The organism is Pseudomonas sp. ICBG1301 (assembly GCF_016918385.1).
GTDB classification, from domain to species: Bacteria; Pseudomonadota; Gammaproteobacteria; order Pseudomonadales; family Pseudomonadaceae; genus Aquipseudomonas; species Aquipseudomonas palleroniana.
Genome location: NZ_JAEKGB010000004.1, coordinates 203438 through 227184 on the forward strand (window position 1 = coordinate 203438; position 23747 = coordinate 227184).

At 61.3% G+C, this 23747-nt stretch carries 19 protein-coding genes; 7 read left to right on the forward strand and 12 right to left on the reverse strand.

Annotated features, from left to right (window positions below):
• Nucleotides 1–65: 65 nt before the first annotated feature.
• Genes JBE38_RS10995 through JBE38_RS11005 form a run of 3 tightly spaced genes read right to left on the reverse strand, consistent with a single transcriptional unit; the run spans nucleotide 66 to nucleotide 1829 of the window.
• Complete coding sequence (locus tag JBE38_RS10995) at nucleotides 66–737, reverse strand: GNAT family N-acetyltransferase (protein ID WP_205344295.1); 672 nt, start codon at nucleotides 735–737, stop codon at nucleotides 66–68.
• A gap of 10 nt (nucleotides 738–747) precedes the next feature.
• The gene (locus JBE38_RS11000) at nucleotides 748–1194 is read right to left on the reverse strand and encodes a GNAT family N-acetyltransferase (protein WP_205344296.1); all 447 of its coding nucleotides are present in this window, start codon (nucleotides 1192–1194) and stop codon (nucleotides 748–750) included.
• Nucleotides 1191–1829: an FMN-binding negative transcriptional regulator gene (locus JBE38_RS11005; RefSeq protein ID WP_126870611.1), complete on the reverse strand. Its 639-nt coding sequence runs from the start codon at nucleotides 1827–1829 to the stop codon at nucleotides 1191–1193. The genes JBE38_RS11000 and JBE38_RS11005 overlap by 4 nt, the downstream gene beginning before the upstream one ends.
• Before the next feature lie 87 nt (nucleotides 1830–1916).
• On the opposite strand from JBE38_RS11005, the gene pdxR reads away from it, so the two are divergent.
• Both pdxR and JBE38_RS11015 read left to right on the forward strand, forming a co-directional pair.
• Nucleotides 1917–3458 (forward strand): MocR-like pyridoxine biosynthesis transcription factor PdxR, encoded by a 1542-nt coding sequence (gene pdxR / locus JBE38_RS11010; RefSeq protein WP_205344297.1) that lies wholly within the window; start codon nucleotides 1917–1919, stop codon nucleotides 3456–3458.
• 74 nt (nucleotides 3459–3532) lie between these two features.
• On the forward strand, nucleotides 3533–5803 hold the full coding sequence (locus JBE38_RS11015; RefSeq protein WP_205344298.1) for a hypothetical protein: 2271 nt from the start codon (nucleotides 3533–3535) through the stop codon (nucleotides 5801–5803).
• 50 nt (nucleotides 5804–5853) lie between these two features.
• Here the strand turns inward: JBE38_RS11015 and JBE38_RS11020 are convergent, their stop codons facing one another.
• The 7 genes from JBE38_RS11020 to aspA all read right to left on the reverse strand — a co-directional run bounded on the left by JBE38_RS11020 (nucleotide 5854) and on the right by aspA (nucleotide 18206).
• Nucleotides 5854–6945 carry a polyamine ABC transporter substrate-binding protein gene (locus JBE38_RS11020; protein WP_205344299.1) on the reverse strand — a complete coding sequence of 364 codons (1092 nt, stop codon included), beginning with the start codon at nucleotides 6943–6945 and terminating at the stop codon, nucleotides 5854–5856.
• On the reverse strand, nucleotides 6942–7982 hold the full coding sequence (locus JBE38_RS11025; protein WP_205344300.1) for a histone deacetylase family protein: 1041 nt from the start codon (nucleotides 7980–7982) through the stop codon (nucleotides 6942–6944). The genes JBE38_RS11020 and JBE38_RS11025 overlap by 4 nt, the downstream gene beginning before the upstream one ends.
• A 122-nt stretch (nucleotides 7983–8104) precedes the next feature.
• The gene (locus tag JBE38_RS11030; protein ID WP_090367903.1) at nucleotides 8105–9097 is read right to left on the reverse strand and encodes an AraC family transcriptional regulator; all 993 of its coding nucleotides are present in this window, start codon (nucleotides 9095–9097) and stop codon (nucleotides 8105–8107) included.
• 65 nt (nucleotides 9098–9162) lie between these two features.
• Nucleotides 9163–13767 carry a hypothetical protein gene (locus JBE38_RS11035; protein WP_205344301.1) on the reverse strand — a complete coding sequence of 1535 codons (4605 nt, stop codon included), beginning with the start codon at nucleotides 13765–13767 and terminating at the stop codon, nucleotides 9163–9165.
• Between the two features lie 114 nt (nucleotides 13768–13881).
• Nucleotides 13882–14859 (reverse strand): asparaginase, encoded by a 978-nt coding sequence (locus JBE38_RS11040; protein ID WP_205344302.1) that lies wholly within the window; start codon nucleotides 14857–14859, stop codon nucleotides 13882–13884.
• A gap of 80 nt (nucleotides 14860–14939) precedes the next feature.
• Complete coding sequence (locus JBE38_RS11045) at nucleotides 14940–16391, reverse strand: alanine/glycine:cation symporter family protein (RefSeq protein WP_090367910.1); 1452 nt, start codon at nucleotides 16389–16391, stop codon at nucleotides 14940–14942.
• Nucleotides 16392–16781: 390 nt separating this feature from the next.
• On the reverse strand, nucleotides 16782–18206 hold the full coding sequence (gene aspA, locus JBE38_RS11050) for an aspartate ammonia-lyase (protein ID WP_060756637.1): 1425 nt from the start codon (nucleotides 18204–18206) through the stop codon (nucleotides 16782–16784).
• A 182-nt stretch (nucleotides 18207–18388) separates the two neighbouring features.
• Here aspA and JBE38_RS11055 point away from each other — a divergent pair, with 182 nt between their 5' ends.
• From JBE38_RS11055 to JBE38_RS11075, 5 genes are all read left to right on the forward strand, one after another.
• Nucleotides 18389–19297: a LysR substrate-binding domain-containing protein gene (locus JBE38_RS11055; RefSeq protein WP_205344303.1), complete on the forward strand. Its 909-nt coding sequence runs from the start codon at nucleotides 18389–18391 to the stop codon at nucleotides 19295–19297.
• 327 nt (nucleotides 19298–19624) lie between these two features.
• Entirely contained in the window at nucleotides 19625–20116 is a 492-nt protein-coding gene (gene purE / locus JBE38_RS11060) for a 5-(carboxyamino)imidazole ribonucleotide mutase (RefSeq protein WP_060756639.1), read from the forward strand.
• An 11-nt stretch (nucleotides 20117–20127) separates the two neighbouring features.
• The gene (locus JBE38_RS11065; RefSeq protein ID WP_205344304.1) at nucleotides 20128–21213 is read left to right on the forward strand and encodes a 5-(carboxyamino)imidazole ribonucleotide synthase; all 1086 of its coding nucleotides are present in this window, start codon (nucleotides 20128–20130) and stop codon (nucleotides 21211–21213) included.
• Nucleotides 21214–21318: 105 nt separating this feature from the next.
• Complete coding sequence (locus JBE38_RS11070) at nucleotides 21319–21564, forward strand: GlsB/YeaQ/YmgE family stress response membrane protein (protein WP_060756641.1); 246 nt, start codon at nucleotides 21319–21321, stop codon at nucleotides 21562–21564.
• Nucleotides 21565–21642: 78 nt separating this feature from the next.
• On the forward strand, nucleotides 21643–22179 hold the full coding sequence (locus JBE38_RS11075) for a DUF3299 domain-containing protein (protein ID WP_060756686.1): 537 nt from the start codon (nucleotides 21643–21645) through the stop codon (nucleotides 22177–22179).
• 53 nt (nucleotides 22180–22232) lie between these two features.
• On the opposite strand, the gene JBE38_RS11080 is transcribed toward JBE38_RS11075, so the two are convergent.
• A complete protein-coding gene (locus tag JBE38_RS11080; protein ID WP_090367912.1) occupies nucleotides 22233–23132 on the reverse strand; it encodes a D-hexose-6-phosphate mutarotase in 900 nt (299 codons plus the stop codon).
• Between the two features lie 57 nt (nucleotides 23133–23189).
• Nucleotides 23190–23594 (reverse strand): acyl-CoA thioesterase, encoded by a 405-nt coding sequence (locus JBE38_RS11085; protein ID WP_003176975.1) that lies wholly within the window; start codon nucleotides 23592–23594, stop codon nucleotides 23190–23192.
• Between the last annotated feature and the right edge of the window lie 153 nt (nucleotides 23595–23747).

Consider the following 23747-nt stretch of genomic DNA (forward strand, 5'->3'; position numbering starts at 1 on the left):
ACGCAACTGCAAATGTGGCAGGGAACCCTTTCCCTGCCACAGGCATCATGCGTCGTCCGGGAGGGTCAGGCCCGGCACTGCGCCAGGGTTTTCAACTGGCCCGATCCCGTCTGATTGGCTTCTGACAACCATGCCTCGAAGCCTGCGCCAATCGCCGCCCATTCCGCGTCGATGATGCAATACCACGCGGTGTCCCGGTTCTGCCCCTTGACCACCATGTGCTGGCGAAACACACCTTCAAAGCTGAACCCCAGACGCTCGGCCGCGTATTTGGAGCGGGCGTTGGCGTTGTTGCACTTCCATTCCAGGCGGCGATAGCCCTGTTCGAAGGCATACCTGGCCAGCAGGTACACCGCCTCGGTGCTTTTCGGTGAGCGCTGCATCGGCGCCCCGAAGGTGACGTGGCCGATCTCGATACGGCCTTGGGCCGGGACAATGGACATCAGGCTGAGGATGCCTTGGACCTGACCGCTGGCGCGGTCGATCACGCTGAAAAAATACGGGTCGCTGTGAGCTGCGTGATTATTCAACCAGTCATTGAAGGCGCTGCGCTCAGGGAAAGGCCCGTAAGGCAGGTAGTCCCACAGTTTCGGGTCGGCACCGGGGCCTTGAAGCGCTTGGAACAGATCGTCGGCATGGCGCGCCGGGTCGAGTTTTTCCAGGCGTATAAAGCGTCCTTCAAGCCGTTGCACGGTAGGCGCCGGGACGCCTTTCCAGTCGGCGGGGGAAATGGACATGCTGCGCTCCTTAAAGGCCTTTGCGAAATTGAATGAAACCCGGGCGTTCGGCGATGCGTTCATACAGCTGGATCGCCGTGGCGTTGGTTTCGTGGGTCAGCCAATGGACCTTGCAGCAACCATCGGCCTTGGCGGTGGTGTAGACGAATTCGATCAACTGACGACCGACGCCGGTGCCGCGTTGAGCGGGGTCCACCAGCAAGTCCTGCAGGTAGCAGGAGTTTTCAATGCTCCAGTTGGAGCGATGGTAGATGAAGTTGACCATGCCCACCGCCTTGCCGTCCTGCCAGGCCAGCGCCGAATGGGTCGGCTCATTGGCGTCGAGCAAACGCTGCCAGGTGCTTTGGCTCACCGCGTCCGGCAGTTCAGTGTTGTAGAACTGCAAATACGCTTGCCACAACGGCAGCCAGGCGGCGTGGTCGGCAGCAGTCACCTGGCGGATGTCGGTCGGTTTCATTCTGAAACTCCTTGGGGAATAAAGCGCGCGAGGGTCTGGTCACGCACGTCCGGGCTTGCGGCCAGGCCTTCGCGAACGCCGGCAACGTCGGCCGCGCTGCGGTTCTGGCTGAGTTTGCGCTTGCCGATCAGGCGGTCGATCGGCAGGGCAAAGCCGACGATGGCCCTGAGCATGCCGTCAATGTAGTCGGCCGGGGCGTCGCTGACTTTCCACGGTTGGCTGCGATTGCCTTCATGACGGTCGGTGAGCGCACTGACCAGCTTGAGCAAGCGTGCGGCATCGGTGAACACCTCGGCCTTGCCGTAAGCGTGCACGGCGATGTAGTTCCAGGTGGGCACCACTTTGCCGTGCTCGGCCTTGGCCGGATAAAACGCCGGGCTGATGTAGGCTTCGGCGCCGGCAAAGATCACCAGGGCGTCGCTGCCATTTTGCAGCGCTTGCCACTGTGGGTTGGCCTTGGCCAGGTGCCCATAAAGCGTGCCGTTGGGGCCTTCATCGGGGTTGAGCAACAGCGGCAGGTGGCTGGCTTGCAGGCCCTGCTCGCCAAAGGTCACCAACTGCGCCAGCCGGGTGTGCTGGATCAGTTGCTGGATTTCGGGCAGGTCATCGAGGGCAAAGGCACGCGGTGTGTACATGGAGATTTTCCTTGGCGAATGCTTGCATCCTAGGCAGGCTATTGGTTCGTTGTAAGAGCCATCTAGGGTCAATTTCATAGGTCCAATATGCCGCCTGTTTTACCGCCGATGTCATTCAACCCCGCCGGAATCGAGCTGGATCGCTGCCAAGGTCTGACTCGCCAGCTGTATGACGCCTTGCGCCAGCGGGTGCTGGACGGGCGGCTGGTCAGCGGCACGCGCTTGCCGGCTAGCCGTGATTTGGCGGCGGCGTTGTCGATTTCGCGCAACAGCGTGGTGCGCGCTTACGACCAGCTCTACGCCGAGGGCTTTATCGAGAGCCGGGTCGGTGATGGCACCTATGTAGCCCAACTGCCCACCGCAAAAAAACTATCCACAAAACTGTCCACAGGGTTTTCAACAAGCTTATCCCCAGCCTTATCCACAAACGCGGCGAATTTGCCGGAAAATCTGGATGACGAAGTTATCCACAGTGCCGGTGTTGCGCGGATAAAAACCAACCACCTGTCTCAGCCTCCATCGGGTCCGCCACGGGCATTTCGCGTGGGCGTACCGGCGTTCGATCTGTTCCCGTTCGAGGTGTGGGCCAAGCTGAATGGGGCGTTCTGGCGCAAGCCGGATCTGGAGCAGCTCTGTTACGGGGACCCGGCTGGCGATGCTCGCTTGCGCGGGTTGATTGCCGCTTACCTGCGCAGCTCACGTGGCTTGCAATGCACGGCTGAACAAATAGTGATCACCAGCGGCGCGCAGCAGGCAATCAGCCTTTGTGCACAGTTGCTGGTAGAGCCTGGCGATGCAGTGGCAGTGGAAAACCCCGGTTATCGTGCTGCCGGCCATGCGTTCGCCCTGGCCGGTGGGCGACTGCACGGAGTACCGGTGGACAACGAGGGTATCGACTGCCAGGTACTCAATACCCTTGCCGATTGCCGCGTGGCTTATGTCACGCCTTCCCATCAATACCCGCTGGGTGTGGTGATGAGCCTGGCCCGACGCCTGGAACTGCTGGCCTGGGCCGAGCGTACGGGCGGCTGGATCATCGAGGACGACTACGATGGCGAGTACCGCTACAGCGGCGCGCCCTTGTCGCCATTGGCGGCCCTGGCTCGCAGTGGGCGGGTGCTGTATGTCGGCACGTTCGGCAAAGTAGCGTTCCCGGCCCTGCGCCTGGGTTATCTGGTATTACCGCCGGGGCTGGTGGACGCCTTCTCCCGGCGCCGTGCCGTCGACATGCGCCACTCGGAAGTCAGCACCCAGGCGGTGATGGCCGAATTCATGGCGGCCGGGCACTTCCAGCGGCATATCCGCCGTATGCGCCGGGCTGCCTTGAGCCGGCGCAACGCGTTGCTCGCGGGTTGGCCGGACGGGTTGGCGGGTATCGGCGAACTGCCCAGCGTGGCCGCTGGGCTGCACCTGACCGTGCGGGTGGAGACATTGGCGCGCGAACAGCAACTGCTCGCCCAGGCCCGTGAGGTGGGGGTGGAAGTCAACGGCCTGAGCAGTTACTGGCTGCCCCACTCAAGCACGCCGGTTGACCAGCGCGCTGGCCTGGTGATGGGGTTTGCCGCCGTGCCGGAGGTGGAAATTGCTCTCGCGCTCAAGCGTCTGCGCGCCGCATGGCAGTCCGGATAATTAACTACCGTCTGGCCGGGTGAAGAGGCCAATACCGTGAGGGCTTCCTGTGTCTTTGCTCTAGGTAGACGATCATGCCCGACCCACTTTCCCCACCCCCCGTTGTCGATGCGCTGCAGTTGCGCACCAGCCAGTTGTTCGCTTTACGCCCCACCCTTGGCACGTTAGGCATTACTCAGGCCCAGCTCGATGCCGACCCGGAGGCGGTGCTTGAGTATTACGCCGAGCAGTTGATCGAGTTCTTCTGCGCGCCCGGCCCTGCGTCGGAAACTCGCTGGCGCGAGTTATCGCAGATGCTTGCACAGCGGCTGCGTAAGGTTCTGCGCAAGCAGGCAGATCCCGTCATCCGCAGGCTGCTCCAGGCTGTGCTCGCGTTTCCCGACAGCGGCGAGCGAACCTCCACGATTGAGGTCTATGGCGTTCAACGGCACAAAGACCTCGCATTGGCGATCGTGGGGGCCGGTACAACGCTGATCTACTCGGTGAGACATGGCCTTGAGATTTTTACGTCTGCTCAGCAGGCCGAGGTGTTGGTAGACGCTGAGCGGCTTGAGCATGACGTCTTCGAGGGCTGGGCGCTGTGTGGGCTGGAAGCGGCGTTGCAACGTATCGATGCGATTGACCTCAGTGAAAGCCCGCGCCTTGAGCCTCTGGATCGACAACTGGCCTGGGCGACCCGATTCCGTGATTTCTTCGAGCAGGACCCCGAGCCGCAGGGGCTGCGTGAATCGTTACCGTCCTGGCTGAAAGAAGCCTCGCGCGTGGGGCGATTGGCTTACAGCAGGCTGTTGGTGAGAACCGCCTGGGCCTATCAGAAATATTGCGCCCGCACCCAGCTCGACGACCTGCCGGAGGACGACGCCGCGTACCAAGCCTGCTTCGCTCGGGAAATGGCCATGGACCTGTGCAAGGTGGCGTTGGAATACAGTCTTCAAGGTCTGGCGGGGGTTACGCTCGAGGGTTATTACCGGCTTCGCGCAGCCGTGAGAACTTACGCGACCCATCGTCACGTGCAGGGCGAGCCGATGGTGTTCAGGCGGTTGGCGGATGAGTCAGGCTACCTGATCGGTGCTGGGAGCGATGAGGTCGGCCCCTGGTTGGTGTTTCGGCCGTGGTCGGCACAGGTCTTCCAACAAGTGATGACTGCCCCTGCATCTGGCGCGGTGTTGTCCCAGCCTTTCGCTGAAATGTTCTTGACCCGCAAGATGCTGCTCGCAAGCCCCTTCAAGACGCAGGTTACGCAAAATGCTCAAGTACCCTGGCGCGACGGCGTTCGCTGGATGCGGCAGGTGGCCCTGCTGCTGGTTTATCCCGCCAGGCCACAAGGCCAGGAGCCTGCGTCGCCACACCCGCGCGTCAAGCGGCTGGATGCCGCGTGGGCGGGGGCACGGCAGGTGCTTTCGGCAGCCCAGCAGCATCAATTGGCGGCGATAGCACACCCGTCAAAGGTAGGCGAGATGATTCATGAGGGGGGCCATAAAGGCCTGCACCTCTTCGATAACGGGCTCGTCTACAACAAGGACGAGAACCACTTCTACGTGCTGTCGCACATTCGCATCAGCCCTGTCTTTAATATCAACAGCCCGGTCTACCAGGTAGTCGATCGGCCGCAAAAGCCCGTAACCCTGGGGCCCGACATCATCAGTAATGACCAAGGTCAGTGGGACATCCGCCGGGTGCCGCGGCTCAAGCGTGATGTGCGAGGGCTGAGTGTGCGTGGGCGTAAAGCATTCGATGCAGGCCAAGCCTCACTGGCCCGGGCCAACCAGGCGGAGGCCGAAACCCTGCGCCCCGGCACGCCACCGGTTGCCGCAGAGGAGCAGTTCGAGCAGCTGGCGCGTGGGTTGGACGACGCTGCCCGCGTGCTTGCGCAATTCACCCAAAGCCGCAGCAATGAGGACTGCGTTGCCTTGATCAGCCAATTGCGGGCCACTGCCATTCAGTTGCGCAACAAAGGTCATCGCCTGCGCATCGACATGATCCGCACCAGCCAGACCCCAACCGTTGGCGATGTGGAATACCTGCTGGGGCAACGCGCGATTTGTATCCGCCGGATCAATGGCCGGGTGCCGGAAACCATCGACGGCACGGTGGACTATCTGCAGGAATACGAAGTACTGGACGTGATGGGCGGCTATCGGCCCCTGTGGTACGCGCACTTTCATTACCCCTTGCTGCACACACCGCCAGACCAGCCCTCCAAGGCGCACCTGAAATTAGCCGCGCAGCGCAGAATGGGCCGCGTCTTTGAACAGGCCGAACGCAGCGCCGGGCGCCACTCGCAGGTCTACCGTGGGCCGATCGGCACACCCTCCGGGCGGCGCATTTTTCTGGATGTGATGTAACACGCACCGGAGCGAGCGACCTCGCTCCGGTGGGCCTTGCCACTGCGTGATCAAGTACCGGATTTGATCTTGGTCCAGGCGCGCGTCCTGGCGCGCTCGGCATCACGCGCCAGGGGTTTCAAGGTGTAGAGCGTTGCCATGGCCGCCTCGGTCGGGTACAGGTTGGGGTTGTTGCGAATGGCTGGGTCGACGTGTTCGGTCGCGTCCTTGTTCGGGTTGGGGTAGCCGACGAAATCACTGATCGGCGCAATCACTTGGGGTTGCAGCAAGTAGTTGATGAAGGTGTAGGCGTCTTGCGGGTTCTGCGCGCCTTTGGGAATGGCGAGCATGTCGAACCAGATCGGTGCGCCTTCTTTGGGCAGGCGCATGTCCACGGTGACGCCGTTCTTGGCTTCCTTGGCGCGGTTGGCGGCCTGGGAAAAACTGCCTGAGTAACCCACGGCCACGCAAAGGTCGCCGTTGGCGATATCGGCCATGTACTTGGAGGAGTGGAAGTAGGTGATGTACGGACGGATTTTCATCAACAGGGCTTGTGCCTTGTCGTAATCCTTGGGGTTGCTGCTGTTGGGGTCCAGGCCGAGGTGCTGCAGGGCCAGCGGCAGGATTTCCGACGGCGAATCCAGGAAGGCGACGCCGCATTGCTTGAGCTTGCTGATGTTCTCTTCCTTGAAGATCAGGTCCCAACTGTCCACCGGTGCGTCGGGCCCCAGTGCCGCCCTGACCTTGTCTGGGTTGAAGCCGATCAGGATGGTGCCGTACATGTAGGGCACGGCGAATTTATTGCCGGGGTCGTTGGCTTCGATCAGCTTCATCAGCTTGGGGTCGAGGTGGTTCCAGTTGGGAAGCTGGCTGCGATCCAGGGGCTGGAAGACGCCCGCTTCGATCTGCTTGGCCAGGAACACGTTGGACGGCACCACCACGTCATACCCGGAGTTGCCGGTGAGCAGCTTGGCTTCCAGGGCTTCGTTGGTGTCGAAGATGTCGTACACCAGTTTGATCTGGGGGTTTTGTGCCTTGAAGTCCTCAAGGGCTTTGGGCGTGATGTAGTCGAACCAGTTGTAGACCTTGAAGGGTTTTTCTTCGGCCTGCGTCGCGCCGCTCAATACGGCGGCGCACAGGGCCAGGGTGGTGAGCATCTTCATTGGGCGGCTCCTGCTTGTTCGAAACCTTCGAGGACGTTGACGGCGTTGATACCGATTTCTTCGACGGCGTAGCCGCCTTCCATCACGAACAGCGTGGGCCTGCCAAGACGCGCGATGCGCCGGCCCATCGCCAGGTAATCCGGGCTGTCGAGTTTGAATTGCGAGATAGGGTCGTCTTTGAACGTGTCCACTCCCAGGGACACCACAATGACGTCGGCATCAAAGCGCTCGGTCTCCTGGCACGCCGCTTCGAGCGCGGCGCTCCAGGTGTCCCAGCCGGAGCCGGCCGGTAGCGGGTAGTTGAAGTTGAAGCCCTCGCCAGGCCCTTCTCCCAGCTCATCGGCATACCCCAGGAAAAACGGGAACTCAGCCTCCGGGTGGCCGTGGATGGAGGTGAAGAGCACATCGCTGCGGTCATAGAAAATCGACTGGGTGCCGTTGCCATGGTGGTAATCCACGTCGATGATCGCGACTTTTGCATGGCCCTGGTCGAGGAACGCCTGGGCTGCGATGGCGGCGTTGTTCAGGTAGCAATAACCGCCCATCAAATCACTGGCGGCGTGATGCCCGGGTGGGCGGCACAGGGCAAAGGCACTGCGGGCGCCTTGCTGGATCGCCTGCTGCGCGGTGAGCGCTACCTGTGCCGCGCTGTAGGCGGCTTGCCAGGTACCGGCGGTAATCGGCGCACCGCCGTCGAAGCTGTAGTAACCCAGTTGGCCATGCAAGCTGGTGGGCAACACCCGACGCAGGGTGCGGGCAGGCCAGGTGTAGGGCAGCAGGTCACCGTCCTGGCCGTATTCGGTCCAGCGGGCCCAGGCGTTTTTGAAAAATTCCAGATAGTCGCGGCTGTGGATGCGCTGCAGCGGGGCCAGGCCGAAGTCCTGTGGTGCCTGCACCGGCCCCAGGTCGCGGTCCTTGACCCGTTGCAGCACGTGGTCGGCGCGCGACGGCATTTCGAAGCAGGGCATCAATTGCCCGTCCATCAATTCGCAGCGTCCGTGGTGTAGATGGTGATCGTCTGAATAGATCGTCAGCATGGGGGCTCCCGCAGGCATGTTGTTGTGCCTTCAAGTGTTGCGGTGCGGGGGCGGCCAAGAGAATGGCAGGAGCGGCCAGAAGGGGATAAATGTGGCCAAAGACTTTGACCGTAATTCGCCCGCTAATGGCGCATCAGGCTGGGCGCGACCCCACTCCAGCGCATAAACGCGTGGCGAAAACTTGCGGTCTCGCTGAAACCCAATTGTTCGGCGATCTTGTAAATGGGCCATTGCCCTTGTGCCAGCCATTGCTTGGCCTGCTCAAAGCGCAGCTCGTCGAGTAATTGCTGGTAGCTGCAACCTAGCGCATGCAGGTGCCGGCGCAGCGTCCGTGCGGAACAGTTCATCTGCGCCGCCAAGCCGTCCAGGCCGGGCGCGGCGTGCAGTTGCTCGGCCAGCAACTGGCGCACGCGGTTGAGCCAGGCCTGGCGCCCGGTGAATTCGGAGTTCTGTTTGCGGCAGCGTTCGGCCATCGCCCGATGGGTGATGGCATCGGCCAGGGGCAAGGGTTGTTGCAACCACTGGGCGTCGAACGCAAAGCCGTTGTGCCGTGCGTCAAACTGCAAAGGGCAGTCGAAACGCTCCGCGTATCGCGGGTGGTAAGCGGGTGCCGGGTAGTCGAAACGCGCTTCACGCAACGGCAGCGGGCCGCCGAGCAAGTCATCGCAAATGACTTTCATCGACACCAGGCAAAACTCCACATTGAACGCCGCCAGCGCGGGATTTTCCCGATAGTCGCCGGCGGTCAGCCAAATCTGTTCGCCGTCTTCCACCAGGCTGAGTTCAAAAAGTGTTCCCAACAGCGCCGGGTAGCGTAGCGCCAGGCGCAAAGCGTCACCTAAGGTGGCACTCGTCAACAGCGCATAACCGAGCAGACCGTAGGACGACACGTGCATGCGCTGGCCCAGTTCCAGGCCAATGTCCTGGCGCAGGGCTACGGCATTGGCGCATACGCGCATCTCCTGGCAGGTGGTGATGCGCGTGTCGGCGCGGCGCAGGTCTGCTGTGCCAATGCCGCTGCCGGCCAGTAATACCTCGGCCGGCTGGCCCTGGTCCTTGAACGTCGCCAGGACCAGAGATACGGCGTTGAGAGTCGTGAGGTGTGAATGCAGCATGGGGGACACCCGCGCGAAGAAGTGGCACTGGCGCAGCAAATTGCATGCCGTGCCCCTGGTATCGATTAACGACTGGACTCGGATTTTGGGCGCTCGAAAAACAGCTCACGGGCTTGCTGCAGGCTGATCTCGCTGCGGTAAAAGGCAACGGCTTGTTTGTGGTTCAAGCCTTTGGGCGAGTCGGCGGCGGCGCCCTGGCTGTGCTCGGCTGGAGTCTTCAGGCGTGCAGATAACATCGACTTGTCCGGTGTCCAGTTGGCACTGTAGTGAAAGTGGGCATACCAGAGCACTTCGCGCGTCACGCGGTCGCTGATGGTGTACTCATCCAGATAGTCAGGCGTGTGGGACTTGATTCGACGGCGGTTCACGGTTTTCTTGATGGCGATCGTATTGTGCTGTTTAAGCCACTGCACCCCTGTCACGGTAGGAGGAGACAACTTGAGCGCCCTTTGCACCAGTTGATTACTCTGCTGATAGAGCTGGGCCAACGCGCTATCAATCGCTTTGGTCACCTCGCTCGCGGGAAGCGCCATGGCGTCGCTCTCAGTGATGTTATGTTGAGTCAGTGCCTGCTCGATGGCATTGCTTGCCTTCTCCAATCGCTGTGCGTGTTTGTGGTACAGATACTCGATCCCAAAGGGCTCACGATCGGCGAGGTTGCTGTGGGCACGGGCACGCGCTTGAAAGGCGGGCAGCCCATCGAGCAGTGCCTGGCCCTGATTGATGGTCAACTGCAGATCCACCTCAGCCGGTTCGGCGGAAGGGGACGGTGCTCTTTCGTGAAGTACCCAGACACCCTTGGATTTTTCATGGTAAGTGGCGAGGATCTGATGGGTCAGCGGTGATCGAATATCCACCAGGCCGGTTTCCAGCCCGACTTCGTTCAAGCGCGGTTCACCGATCAGCAGGCCACCGTAGCGAGTGTGGATAAACTGTTTCAACGGGCGTGGCGGGGTCGAGGGCGGGGTCGGTCGGCTCCTGAGCACTCCGCGCTCGGCACTCAATACCCCGAGGTTCTTCGCGGCGCGTCGCTGGAAGCCACTCAGCTCGCCGCGCAACTCTTGTAACTGGTCGGTGATGGCGTGCGCGGAGTACTCCACGGGAAAATCCTGCAGGCGTTCGTCCAGCAGTTGAAACTGCTCGACCAGGTTGCTCAAGGTGTCAATGCGCTCATCCAGGCGTCGATCGCTGCGCTCCTCCAATGTATCGCGCAGGCATTGGATCGCAACATCCGCTGTGTCGATGATGTTGTCTATCTCCGACCAGGCCTCGGGAGCTGTCTGCAAGGTGTCCTTGGGCAAGCACAGGTTGCGGCTGAGCGACACGCGAATGGCCTTCAGGTCGTCAACGCTGTAGACCGGCATCGAGCTCTTGAGGGTATCCAGCAAAACGGCGCCGTCCCTGGCCAGGCTTTTGAGCTCCCGGAATCGGCCGTGCATGTATTCCAGCTGTACAAGCAATGCGCCGGTCAGTTCGCGCATCTCACGGAAGTCTTCAATCGGGCGCTCCATGGACACCACAGCCTGGCGTTGCAGCTGCTCATGCACGATGCGCCATTTGGGTGTGAAGCGCGAAAGGATCTCGCTCAGCGTAGCCTGGGTCAGTCGGGCCTGGGCCTTGATGTAACTCAAGGCTTTTGGCGCGTATTGCGCCGTGGGTTCATGCACGTTCATTTCCTTGAGCATCTGCAACGCCGTCTCGTATTCCGTGCGTTGGGTTTGCAGGGTCTGCAGATAAGCCTGGCGCAATGCTTGCGTTGATGTGGAGGGCTGCGCATCCATCGCCTGGCGCGCGTTCTGCAACGCCTCCTGGTTGGCTTTTTTCTGGCTTTCGAATATTTCCAGCTGCCGACGTAGCTCCTCTGCTTTTTGTCGGGCCAGCGCGCGGGCTTTGGTGCTCATGAGTTTGGGGCTGCCTCCCCGAAGGCGCAGGCGCGTATCGATGAACCACTGACCCTTGCTGTTGTGAACCAGCGGAGGGCCAGTACGCGAAGGGTTTCGAGCGTCGACAATCAGCACGGTTTCGCCTTCATCCACTGTGACCTGGAACCAGCGTTCGCCTACTGGCGCATACCAATGCTGGCCGCCGCGATACAGGTCTTGCCACGGGCCTGCCTCGTGGTGCGCCTCGCCCAGGGTGTCAGGCTTGCTCACCTTGAAACTGTCCAGCACGGTTGCCAGGCGCGGCGGCGCACGATTGATCGCGCCGCTGACGATCAGTGGCTGGTCATGTACGGCGAGTGCCTCTGCCGAAATCGTCGGCTGCTGGCTGGTTGTCACCGGTTCCGGGGCGGCTGGTGGCCGTGGTGCGGGCGTCGGTTCGTTGCGCACTGAACCCGCAGGGGCGCTGCGGCTGGCACTGTGCAAAGTGATGGCCATGCCGATGTTCAGCAGCAAGTCGGTAAGTGCGGTCCAGGTGGAGTCCTGCTCAGGATGGGAGCGGGTCTCCACCACCGCTTGTAACTCATCCATGATCTGCCAGATCCAGGCGGCGATACCCACGGTACGCGCGAGGAATGGCAAGGCCAGATTGAAGGTCATCCAGCCGGTGCGTTTGAACGTGGCCCAGCGGGCTTCGGCATTGGACACCGATTGCCGGTCGGCGAGCGTGACCAGGGCATTGGCATTGGCGTGGTAGAGCGTCTTGAACTGGTCATCGGTGATCGTGGCCTGGTCCAGAAGCACCGGCCCGCCCATCGTCCAAACCTTGAAGGGGTCGACCATGAAATCGACCACGGCCCAGGGCGAGGGCAGGTCGCCAGGGAATACATAGCGGGCATAGTCAGTGCTCACCGTATCGGGCAGCCAGGCCAGTACGGATTCGCGCAGGTTTACTGATTGCTGCAGGGCATAGAGCAAGTTGCTGGGGGAAGGGAACTGCGACAGGGGGGTGTCGAGCAACGGCCGATACAACAGGCATGGACCGGCGGCCGGGTCCTGGGGACCGATCACGAACATATTGGCGACCTTATCCGGCGTTTTATCTCCTCGGCGAGTCGGCACAAACGCCAGTGGGCGGATCACGATGGGTTGGCCCTGCACTTGCCGGTCACTGGGCTCGGCGCGCATGACGGCTTTCACGTAGGCGTAGCCTTGCTCATCAATGGCGCTTTCGCCGCGTATCTTGCATTGCAATGCCAGCAACGGCAGTTGAATGCGCAAGTGCTCGGCATAGAGCCGCTGGCGGCGATCCGCCTCCTGTGGGTGCGCCAGCAGTTTTTCCTTGATCAGTGCCGGGTAGGTATTTCCGACATCCACCCGGCTGATCAGGCGTTCCAGGTAGTTGACGGTGAACCATTGCGGCAGCACCAGCGTGATGTGATAACGCAGGGACTTATTCCCTAATGGCAGGGCGATCAAGTTCTGCAGGGCAAGCTCCGGCAGGGTGAATGCTGTGGTCTCTATTTTTCCGGGGACGGTGAACAGGCCCCAGACCACAGGGCTGCGCACCACGATTTCGACGCCATCGAGCCACCGCGCATCAGCGTTGGGGTGATCCTTGAGCATTTCGGCTTTCAGCCGTTCAAGGGTGTACGCGTGAAGAGAGCTGATGCCTTCGTCATAGCTGCGGCCTTCGTTGGCACTGTGCAGGGTTGCCAGGTCCTTGAGGTGTCGGGCATAGGCATCCTGGTCAGAGATGGAGGCGCTGGTCAGCCAGTCGGGCAGGGCGTGTACGTATTCCTGCAAGGGCCGTGTGCTGCGTTTGGAGCGCGGTGCCGGCGGCTGCGCAGGGCGGTTGCGAGGCGTGTCCGGCGTGCCCAGATCAGAAACGTCGATGGCGCCGATATCCTTGACCTGGATGCTGATCAACGCGCAGGCCAGATAATCGAAAAAATCTCCTTGCGGTTCGACGAGGCGCCACCGCTGCTTTTTATTGGCCACCGTCAGCATTGGCAGGTCTTGGCCCAGCGCTTCCAGCGAAAGGTATTTCTTGAACCCCGAGAACAGTGACTGGGTGAGAATGACTTCGGCCCCCTGCTGTTTGCCAATCAGGACGCTGATCAAGTAATCATCCACATGGTTGGTCTTGCCCTCGGCATCGACTTCGTCGATATCAATCACATAAGCGCGAGGGGCATCGAAGGTCTCCCGTTTGCGTGTCGCGGCATCCGGCGTCTGGAACAGTTGACGCGCCATGAAGCAATCGTCTTCCGTCAAGCCAGGCACCTGGTTGATGTTCCAGAAGTCGCGCAAGATCATCGACAAGCTGTGCCAACGTGAACCACCGCTGTTCTCGATGCTGTTCCAATAGTCCAATTGCGCTTGTTGATAAGCCCGCAACATTATCGGGGCGAGGGTGTTCATCGCACCGGCGATATCGAGGATACGCACCGGTAGGTGCACGGCAGGCTCAATGATCGGTAGCTGGGCCAAAAAGTGTTGGCCTTCGAGGTAGAGCATCGGCAGGGCGAACACCGACTGCACCACGAGAATATCGGTGAGCACCGCATAAACACGGCCAGTGGGGATGACCTGGCCATCCTCGACATCCCATGATGGGGTGCCAACCACGATCATGTTCGGGTCCATATCCCAATCGGGATACAGCGTTTTCAACTGGGCGCGCAGCATGGTTGCGGCCACTTCGCGAAACGCGGGGCCGGTACACATTTGCGCAATCAGCGCATCAAGCAGATCTGGGTCGGGCTCGGTGGAGAGAGATAGAGGCATGGCGCTTCCTGACAGGCGAGATAATGGCAACCGCTCCGGAAAAACCGGAGCGTCGCCATGCTAGGAAGCATCGCGTCAGGAGCGGTGGTGCTTATATACGATGGGGGCCAGCCCTCAGCGCAATTCGCCGCAGAGGTCCAGTTCCACCAGGCGACGGACTTCGCACGCCTTGAGCCCGGCACCGATCAGTGCATTGAGCTTGCCGAATGCCGCCTCACGGGTCATGCCGCCGCCGGACAACACGCCGACGCCACGCAGGCGGCTGCCGGCTTCGTAGACATCCAACTCCACGCCGCCTTCATGGCATTGAGTGATGGCCACGACCACGATTGCTTTGTCCTGTGCCCGTTGCAGGCTGGCCAGAAACGCAGGATTGTCACTGGGCCCGGTGCCGCTGCCGAAGCATTCGAGGATCAGTGCCTGGATGCCGCTATCGATCAGCGCATCCAGTTGCACGGCCGCGATGCCCGGCACCAGCGGCAACACTCCAATGTTGGCCAGGACCTTGGGCTGACGAAAATCCAGGGCCGCTGGAATGTCACTCGCCCGGGCCACGCCGCCATTGCGCTGCAACGCGGCAAACGGGTGGCGACCAAAGCTGCGGATCTTCGCGCAACGGGTCGGCGCCATCAGCGCGCCGTGGAAATACAGATGAACGCCGGGCGCCAGGCCTTCGCCCAAGGCTGCCAGCGCACCGCTGACGTTTTCCCAGGCATCGCTGTCCGGCACGCCGGCCGGCAGCATGGAGCCGGTGAACACCACGGGGGCCGGCAGCCCCAGCAGTTGGAAGCTCATCGCCGCCGCGCTGTAGGCCAGGGTGTCGGTGCCGTGCAGGATCAGCACGGCGTCGCAGCCGGCGTCCACTGCCTCGACCACGGCGGTGCGCAGGCGCTGCCAGTAAGCGGGGGTCATATTGGCGCTGTCGATCAGCGGGGACATTTCCCGGAAGCGCCAAGCAGGCAATGGCTGGTTGCAAAGCTGTTCGCGCATGCGCGCTTCGAAACCGGATGCGGGCGCCAGGCCATTGGCGCTGGCCTGCATGCCGATGGTGCCGCCGGTGTAGAGCACCATCACGTTGTTAGCTGATTGCATCAAGAAATCTCCTGAACGAAAAACGCCGCCGGGCCCAGAGCATGCCCAAGGCCGGGCGGCGTGTCATCTATCGGCTCTTATTACGCTTGGCGCTGCGCTTGAGCATTCAGTTCAGCCGCCGGGGCACTGTCCGGTTTCACCGGATTGGCCGGCCAGGCCTTGGGGTCCAGATCCAGATCAGGGAACTGGCTGGAATCGAACACCGGCGTCTTGATGCCCGCTGCACGCTGATTGTCGTAGTCGTTCAGGATGCGCATGGCGATCTTGAACAGGAACGCCAGGGCGAACAGGTTGACGAATGCCAGCAGGGTCATGGTGATGTCGGCGAAGGCGAATACGGTGCTCAGGTTCTCGATCGAGCCCCAGAAAATCAGCACCAGCACCAGTGTGCGGTAGCCCATCAGCACCTTGCGGTTGTTGCCGACCAGGAAGCGCAGGTTACTTTCGCCGAGGTAGTAGTTGTACATGATCGATGTGAACACGAACAACGCCAGGGCTACCGAGATGAACATGCGACCCCAGTCACCCACTACAGCCGCCAGGGAGTTCTGGGTCAGGGCAATGCCGTCGCCTTCAAAGCCTGGGGTGTAGAAACCGGAGAGCAGGATCAGCAGCGCGGTGCAGGTGCAGATCACGAACGTGTCGAGGAACACGCTGAACGCCTGGACCACGCCCTGGGCGATCGGGTGTTCTACCGAAGCCACTGCCGCCACGTTAGGCGCGCTGCCCAGACCGGCTTCGTTGGCGAACACGCCGCGCTTCACACCCATGATGATTGCGCTGCCCACCAGGCCACCGAAGGCTTGGTCGAGGCCGAAGGCGCTCTTGACGATGGTCGCGAGCATGGCCGGCACGTGGTCGAACTGCAGCACGATCACGTACAGGGTTACAGCGATGTAGACCAGGGTCTTGACCGGCACCAGCAGGTCGGCAATCGAGGCGATTCGCTTGATCCCGCCGATGAACACCAGGCCCAGCAATACCGCGAGGGCAAGGCCGGTGTAGGTGGTGTCGAGGCCGAAAGCATTGTTCAGCGAGTGGGTCACGGCATGGGCTTGCAGGCCGTTGAAGGCAAAGCCGAAGGTGACCAGCAGCAGGAACGCCATCAGCATGCCCAGCCAGCGTTTTTGCAGGCCGTGCTGGATGTAGTAAGCCGGACCGCCACGGAAGGTGCCTTCGGCGTCAGTGCGCTTGTACAACTGACCGAGAGAGCACTCGATAAAGCTCGAAGACATGCCCACCAATGCGGTGACCCACATCCAGAACACGGCGCCCGGGCCACCCAGGGTCACGGCAATGCCGACACCGGCGATGTTACCGGCACCGACACGGCCGGCCAGGCTGAGCATCAGCGCCTGGAACGAGCTGAGTTGGTCGGAGCTGTTTTTCAGGCTGTCGCGAAACACCGAAAACATGTGGAAAAAGTGACGTAATTGAACGAAACGCGAGCGGATCGTGAAATAACCGCCGAGCCCGACAATGAGCACGATCAGTACTTTCCCTGAGAGGAAGTCGTTGATGACTTCGAGCATGGAGTGTTCCTCGCTGATTTTTCTAATGGCAAACGCAGGACGGTCCGGGCCTTCGCATAGCACCAGGCAGTGCGCGACGGTTCGATCCCAATCCTTTTGCGGGTGTTGTTATTCATGCGCTTTCGCGTTGCTTCGGGCCTCGTATCGATGGCCGTAGACGCGAAGAGGGGCGGCACTATACCTAGGCGAGCGGGATCCGTCTGCACGAGACGATTAAAGGTTTCAGCCGCGTGTCGGCTGGCAAGGAGGGTTTACAGGGCGATATTGGAGTTTTTATGGGCATCATTTCACAACCTTGAGACAAAAAAAGGGCCTGAAGAACGAGCCTTCAGGCCCTCAAAAGGTGAGAGGTGTCTAGTCCCTCAGCCTGGTGAGCGGTGCAACAGACACTTAGGCCTTCAAGGGGACCAAGCGTGGAGCAATCATGTTTTCGGGGCGCAGGATGTCGTCGAGCATGGCATCGTCGAGCAAGCCTTCCTCGCGCACCAATTCCAGCACGCCACGGCCGCTTTCAAGGGCGACACGGGCGATACGGGTGGCGTTTTCGTAGCCGATATACGGGTTCAGCGCGGTGACCAGGCCGATGGAGTGCTCCACCAGCTCGCGGCAACGGGCTTCGTTGGCGGTGATGCCGGTGATGCAGTGTTCGCGCAGCATGTCCATGGCGCGTTGCAGCAGGCGGATCGAGTCGAAGATCTTGAATGCGATCAGCGGCTCCATCACGTTCAGCTGCAGTTGGCCGCCTTCGGCTGCCATGGTCAGTGCCAGGTCGTTACCGATCACTTGGAACGCTACCTGGTTCACGGCTTCCGGGATCACCGGGTTGACCTTGCCGGGCATGATCGAGCTGCCTGGCTGGCGTGCCGGCAGGTTGATTTCGTTGATGCCGGTACGCGGGCCGCTGGACAACAGGCGCAGGTCGTTGCAGATCTTCGACAGCTTCACCGCGGTACGCTTGAGCATGCCGGAGAACAGTACGAAGGCGCCCATGTCGGAAGTGGCTTCGATCAGGTCGGCGGCCGGTACGACCGGCTGACCGCTGATCACGGCCAGGCGTTGTACCGCCAGGGCCTGATAGCGTGGGTCGGCGTTGATGCCGGTGCCGATGGCGGTGCCGCCCAGGTTGACTTCGGTGAGCAGTTCCGGCGCCAGGGTTTTCAGGCGGGCCAGGTCTTCACCCAGGGTGGTGGCGAAGGCGCGGAATTCCTGGCCGAGGGTCATCGGCACGGCGTCTTGCAGTTGGGTACGGCCCATTTTCAGGACGTGGCTGAATTCTTCACCCTTGGCGGCGAACGCCTGGATCAGGCTGTCGAGACTGGCCAGCAGCGCATCATGACCCAGCAGCAGACCCAGGCGGATCGCGGTCGGGTAGGCGTCGTTGGTCGACTGCGCCATGTTCACGTCGTTGTTAGGGTGCAGGTACTGGTACTCGCCCTTGTTGTGGCCCATGGCCTCCAACGCGATGTTGGCGATGACTTCGTTGGCATTCATGTTGGTTGAAGTGCCGGCGCCGCCTTGAATCATGTCCACCACGAACTCTTCGTGGAAATCGCCGCGGATCAGACGGGCACAGGCTTCGCTGATGGCAGCGTGCTTGGCTTCGCTGAGCTGACCCAGCTCGCGGTTGGCGTCAGCCGCCGCTTGCTTGACCATTGCCAGACCGACCACCAATTTCGGGTAATGCGAAATCGGAACGCCGGAGAGGCGGAAGTTATTCACCGCTCGCAGGGTCTGGATGCCGTAATACGCTTGGGCGGGTACTTCGAGTACGCCAAGCAGGTCTTTTTCGGTACGGAAAGATGCAGCGGAGGACATGACGGAAATCATCTCGATATGGACCCGGAACTGGCCGGAACGCTGCGAATGCTAGGCTTCCATAAGTTTTTGGGCCAATGCTGTTCAGCACTGACCCATGCACAAACGGCATAATGTGGATGTGACCCAGCTATGATGGCGGGCGTGTGTGCCAAAATGGTGCATACCCGTGGGAGGAAGTGATGAACCTTGAGAGCAAATGGCTGGAAGACTTCAGTGCCCTGGCGGCAACTCGCAGTTTTTCCCAGGCGGCGGAGCGGCGCTTTGTGACCCAGCCGGCGTTCAGTCGCCGCATCCGTAGCCTGGAAGCCGCGCTGGGCCTGACCCTGGTCAACCGCTCGCGTACGCCGGTGGAACTGACGGCGGCGGGGCAGTTATTCCTGGTCACCGCGCGTACGGTGGTCGAACAGCTCGGGGAAGTGCTGCGCCATCTGCATCACCTGGAAGGCGGGCAGGGTGAGGTCATGCAAGTGGCAGCGGCCCATTCCCTGGCCTTGGGCTTCTTCCCGCGCTGGATTGCGCAATTGCGCAACGAAGGCTTGAACATTGCCACGCGGCTGGTCGCCACCAACGTCGGCGACGCGGTGCACGCCCTGCGCGAAGGTGGCTGCGATCTGATGCTGGCGTTCTACGACCCGGACGCGGCGATGCAGATGGATGCCGAAATCTTCCCCTCGCTGCATCTGGGCAACACCGAAATGCTCCCGGTCTGCGCCGCCGACGGCGAGGGCAAGCCACTGTTCGACCTGGAGGGCGAAGCCAGCGTGCCGTTGCTGGCCTACAGCGCCGGTGCTTTCCTGGGCCGTTCGGTGCACCTGCTGCTGCGCCAGCGTGCGCTGCGCTTTACGACGGTGTATGAAACCGCCATGGCCGATAGCCTCAAGAGCATGGCCCTGGAAGGCTTGGGCATCGCCTGGGTACCGCAATTGAGCGTACGGGCGGAATTGGCCCGTGGCGAACTGGTTGTGTGCGGCGGCCCGCAATGGCATGTGCCGCTGGAGATCCGTCTGTATCGCTGCGCGTTGGTGCGCAAGGCGAACGTGCGGCTGCTGTGGCGCAAGCTGGAGGGGGGAGCGGCGCAGAATGCCTGAGACCAAAACTGTTCAAATGTGGGAGGGGCCTGGCATGACGGGGTGTCAGGTACTTATTTGTCACTGATACGCCGCTATCGAGAGCAAGCCCCCTCCCACAGGGTTTTGCGGTGTCTTGGACTGACTCGTAAGTCAATAAAACCGCTGGTTTGCGCCGTAAGACAGATGGTCATTCCAGGGGCTGTTTATCTGCATTATTACGGTATACTGCGCGGCCTTCGGCCGGTCCAATCGGCCTGAATTTCGTACAACAAGCCACGCCGGTCTCCCGCGTGGCTTGTTGTTTTTTGACGCGCCCGCGGGCGCCCAGAGAGAAGAGGCACGACGATGAGTGCATTGGTTGGCGTGATCATGGGCTCCAAGTCCGATTGGTCCACCCTTAGCCACACCGCCGATATGCTGGAAAAACTCGGCATTCCCTACGAAGTGAAAGTGGTCTCCGCCCACCGCACTCCGGATTTGCTGTTCCAGTATGCCGATGAAGCAGAATCCCGTGGCATCGAGGTGATCATCGCCGGTGCCGGTGGTGCAGCCCACCTGCCGGGCATGTGTGCGGCCAAGACCCACCTGCCGGTGCTCGGCGTACCGGTGCAGTCGTCGATGCTCTCGGGCGTGGACTCGCTGCTGTCCATCGTACAGATGCCGGCCGGTGTTCCGGTGGCGACCCTGGCGATCGGCAAGGCCGGTGCGATCAACGCAGCCTTGCTGTCCGCCAGCATCCTGGGCGCCAAGCACCCGCAATTCCATGCGGTGCTGAAAAAATTCCGTGCTGAACAGACAGACAGCGTGCTGGACAATCCAGACCCACGTATCGCCTGAGGTTGTTGACGATGAAGATCGGTGTAATCGGTGGCGGCCAATTGGGCCGCATGCTGGCCCTGGCGGGAACGCCGCTGGGAATGGACTTCGCTTTCCTGGACCCGGCGCCGGACGCTTGCGCGGCCGCTCTTGGTGAACACTTGCGCGCAGACTACAGCGACCCGGACCACCTGCGCCAACTGGCTGACGAAGTCGATCTGGTGACCTTCGAGTTCGAAAGCGTCCCGGCCGAAACCGTGGCCTTCCTGTCGCAGTTCGTACCGGTGTACCCGAGCGCCGAAGCGCTGCGTATTGCCCGCGACCGCTGGTTCGAGAAAAGCATGTTCAAGGACCTGGGCATTCCGACCCCGGCCTTCGCCGACATCCAGTCCCAGGCGGACCTGGACGCTGCCGTCGCCAGCATCGGCCTGCCGGCTGTGCTGAAAACCCGTACCCTGGGTTACGACGGCAAGGGCCAGAAAGTCCTGCGTACCGAAGCCGATGTGGTCGGCACCTTTGCCGAGCTGGGCAGCGTTGGCTGTCTGCTGGAAGGCTTCGTGCCGTTCACCGGTGAAGTCTCGCTGATCGCCGTGCGGGCCCGTGATGGTGAAACCCGCTTCTACCCGTTGGTGCACAACACTCACGACAGCGGCATCCTCAAATTGTCAGTGGCCAGCACTGACCACCCGCTGCAAGGCCTGGCCGAAGACTATTCCAGCCGCGTGCTCAAGCAGCTGGACTACGTTGGCGTAATGGCGTTCGAGTTCTTTGAAGTCGACGGTGGCCTCAAGGCCAACGAAATCGCGCCGCGTGTGCACAACTCCGGGCACTGGACCACCGAAGGCGCTGAGTGCAGCCAGTTCGAAAACCACCTGCGGGCGGTCGCCGGCTTGCCGCTGGGGTCTACGGCCAAGGTCGGCGAGAGCGCCATGCTGAACTTCATCGGCACGGTGCCTGCGGTTGAGCGAGTCATCGCTATCGACGACTGCCACCTGCATCACTACGGCAAGGCCTTCAAGGCGGGGCGCAAGGTCGGTCATGCCAACCTGCGCTGCAAGGATCGCGCAACGCTGCAAGCGCAGATCCTCAAGGTTGAAGCGCTGATCGCCGAACAATAAGCCCGGGATCGGCGGGAACCATTTGGGGGTCGCCGTCCTCTGATTGCAGGATGCCAAAGCCTGCTAGGCTTTGGCATAGTTCACCTACATTCAGAGGGAAATGCCATGGGTATCATCGGAACCATCTTTATCGGCCTGATCGTCGGTCTGCTGGCGCGTTTCCTCAAGCCTGGCGACGACAGCATGGGTTGGATCATGACGATCCTGCTGGGTATTGCAGGTTCTCTGGTCGCCACCTACGGTGGTCAGGCCCTGGGCATCTACCAGGCGGGCCAAGGCGCAGGTTTCTTCGGTGCGTTGGTTGGCGCTGTCGTGCTGCTGGTTATCTACGGCCTGCTGAAAAAGAAATAATCCACGCGTTGAACCCTCTGCGCTGCGCAGGTGCAGAGGGTTAGAATGCTCGCCACTTCGTACTTGCCGAGCTTCCCCATGCGCCGACTTCTGTTAACGCTTCTCTTGCTGGGCTCCGGCCTGGCGCACGCTGGCGAACTGCCGGAAACCGACTGGCTCGACCTGATGCCGCTCTCTGATCAGAAAGCGCTCGAAGCCATGCCTGAAATCGACCACAACTCTCCCGAAGCACAAGGCACCTTCACCGACAAGGGTGGCTTGAAGCAGAGCAAAGGCTTGCCTGCGGTGATGTATTCGACCAAGACCGTGGCGGCCATGAACGGCAAGAACATCCGTATCGGCGGCTACCCCGTCCCGTTGGAAACCGACGCGAAGGGCCGCAGCACGTTGTTCTTCCTGGTGCCGTACCCGGGCGCCTGCATCCATGTGCCGCCACCACCGCCTAACCAGCTGGTGCTGGTGCGTTATCCCAAGGGGCTGAAGCTGGAGGATATCTACACGCCGCTATGGGTCACGGGCATGCTGAAGGTGGAGAAGGTGAATAACGACTTGGCGGATGCCGCCTATGCGCTGGATGCGGCGAAGGTGCGGGTCGTGAAGGAGTCGGATCTCTAATCCGCAACGCCTATCCCTGTGGGAGGGAGCAAGCCCCCTCTCACATGTTTTGTTTACAGGGTGATAGCGCTGAGGCTCACGCCCAAGGTGTGGCTTTCGCCGGGCGCCAGCTTCACCACATCATCCAGCACGTTGGCCGTCTCGATGCACAACATGCCCGGCCAGCCGTCGTCGGCCATGTCGTCCAGCGCTTTGGCGCGCTCGGTCCACGGGTTCCAGATCACCGTGGACCTGGAGCCCTCGGCGGTCAGCTGGATGCGGCGTTGCCAGTCTTTATCGACAATATTCAGCTGCGTCGGGGTATCGAGGTAGATGCGATCCGTCTCTGCAGTGAAGTGCAGCAGGCCGGATTGGGTTTTCTCGGCCCAACCGTCGGCAGTATCGATATACGCCAGGCCATCCAGGCCCTCGACCTGCACGTTTCGCACATCGCTGACAGCGAAGTAGGTGTGCAGTGCCTGGCTGAGGGTCACGGTGTCGGTGCCACGGTTATGGCTGGTCAGGCGGATATGCAGTTGGTCGTCCAGCAGCAGGCTCAGCTTGAGGTCGACCTGATGGGGCCAGCCAGGGAAACCACCTGCCGGCGCCGGTAACACGAAGTCGACGCGCAGTGCATTGCCTTCGGCCTCGGCTGCGGCCAAGGTCCAGAGTGCGGTGCGCACAAAACCGTGAGCGCCAGCCGGCTGCTCGCTTTGACGCATCGCCTTCACGCTCTGCGGGTTGCGGTCGAATACACCAAACCACGGCCAGCACACCGGCACGCCGGTACGAATGCCTTTGCCTGTCTTGAACACCGCCTCAGGGTTCTGCCAGATCAGCGGCTGCTCGCCCTGGCGCTGATAACTGAAGATGTGGGCGCCCTGTTGGGCCACCATCAGTTCGGCGTCGTTGTGGCGGATGCGCCAGCAATCCAGCTCGTCCTGTTTCACGGCTTCAACGTGGGGCGTAGGCATGGCAATACTCTCAATGGGCAGGCAATGGGGCAATTGACCGTCAAAAACCGGCGAGGTTTAACGCGCGCGCGACGGTACCGAACGAGTACGGCCGCTGCCATCGATGGCGACGAAGACAAACACCGCCTCGGTGACCTTGCGCCATTCGCTGGACAGCGGGTCGTCGCTCCACACTTCGACCATCATCTGGATCGAGCTGCGGCCGATTTCCAGGGCCTGGGTATAGAAGGACAACTGCGCGCCCACGGCCACCGGCACCAGGAACGCCATGCGATCAATCGCCACGGTGGCCACGCGCCCACCTGCGACCTTGCTGGCCATGGCGGTGCCGGCCAAATCCATCTGTGCGACCAGCCAGCCGCCAAAGATGTCGCCAAAACCGTTGGTTTCACGCGGAAGCGCAGTGATTTGCAGAGCGAGATCGCCTTGCGGGATAGGATCTTCTTGTTCGAGTTCGATCATGCCGAGGGTGCCTCTGACCCGTGACGCTTCATGGGTATTTCAAGTGGATAGCCGTCTTCAAAAAAACGTTTCAGCACCAACATACACCGCTCAATGCGTTTCTCGTAAGGCGGACTAAAGGGAAACTCTGCCAAATCGGCTGGATGGCACCCA

Coding starts and splice junctions, on each gene's coding strand:
- JBE38_RS10995 (WP_205344295.1), bottom strand. CDS start 737: ATGTCCATTTCCCCCGCCGACTGGAAAGGCGTCCCGGCGCCTACCGTG.
- JBE38_RS11000 (WP_205344296.1), bottom strand. CDS start 1,194: ATGAAACCGACCGACATCCGCCAGGTGACTGCTGCCGACCACGCCGCC.
- JBE38_RS11005 (WP_126870611.1), bottom strand. CDS start 1,829: ATGTACACACCGCGTGCCTTTGCCCTCGATGACCTGCCCGAAATCCAG.
- pdxR (WP_205344297.1), top strand. CDS start 1,917: ATGCCGCCTGTTTTACCGCCGATGTCATTCAACCCCGCCGGAATCGAG.
- JBE38_RS11015 (WP_205344298.1), top strand. CDS start 3,533: ATGCCCGACCCACTTTCCCCACCCCCCGTTGTCGATGCGCTGCAGTTG.
- JBE38_RS11020 (WP_205344299.1), bottom strand. CDS start 6,945: ATGAAGATGCTCACCACCCTGGCCCTGTGCGCCGCCGTATTGAGCGGC.
- JBE38_RS11025 (WP_205344300.1), bottom strand. CDS start 7,982: ATGCTGACGATCTATTCAGACGATCACCATCTACACCACGGACGCTGC.
- JBE38_RS11030 (WP_090367903.1), bottom strand. CDS start 9,097: ATGCTGCATTCACACCTCACGACTCTCAACGCCGTATCTCTGGTCCTG.
- JBE38_RS11035 (WP_205344301.1), bottom strand. CDS start 13,767: ATGCCTCTATCTCTCTCCACCGAGCCCGACCCAGATCTGCTTGATGCG.
- JBE38_RS11040 (WP_205344302.1), bottom strand. CDS start 14,859: ATGCAATCAGCTAACAACGTGATGGTGCTCTACACCGGCGGCACCATC.
- JBE38_RS11045 (WP_090367910.1), bottom strand. CDS start 16,391: ATGCTCGAAGTCATCAACGACTTCCTCTCAGGGAAAGTACTGATCGTG.
- aspA (WP_060756637.1), bottom strand. CDS start 18,206: ATGTCCTCCGCTGCATCTTTCCGTACCGAAAAAGACCTGCTTGGCGTA.
- JBE38_RS11055 (WP_205344303.1), top strand. CDS start 18,389: ATGAACCTTGAGAGCAAATGGCTGGAAGACTTCAGTGCCCTGGCGGCA.
- purE (WP_060756639.1), top strand. CDS start 19,625: ATGAGTGCATTGGTTGGCGTGATCATGGGCTCCAAGTCCGATTGGTCC.
- JBE38_RS11065 (WP_205344304.1), top strand. CDS start 20,128: ATGAAGATCGGTGTAATCGGTGGCGGCCAATTGGGCCGCATGCTGGCC.
- JBE38_RS11070 (WP_060756641.1), top strand. CDS start 21,319: ATGGGTATCATCGGAACCATCTTTATCGGCCTGATCGTCGGTCTGCTG.
- JBE38_RS11075 (WP_060756686.1), top strand. CDS start 21,643: ATGCGCCGACTTCTGTTAACGCTTCTCTTGCTGGGCTCCGGCCTGGCG.
- JBE38_RS11080 (WP_090367912.1), bottom strand. CDS start 23,132: ATGCCTACGCCCCACGTTGAAGCCGTGAAACAGGACGAGCTGGATTGC.
- JBE38_RS11085 (WP_003176975.1), bottom strand. CDS start 23,594: ATGATCGAACTCGAACAAGAAGATCCTATCCCGCAAGGCGATCTCGCT.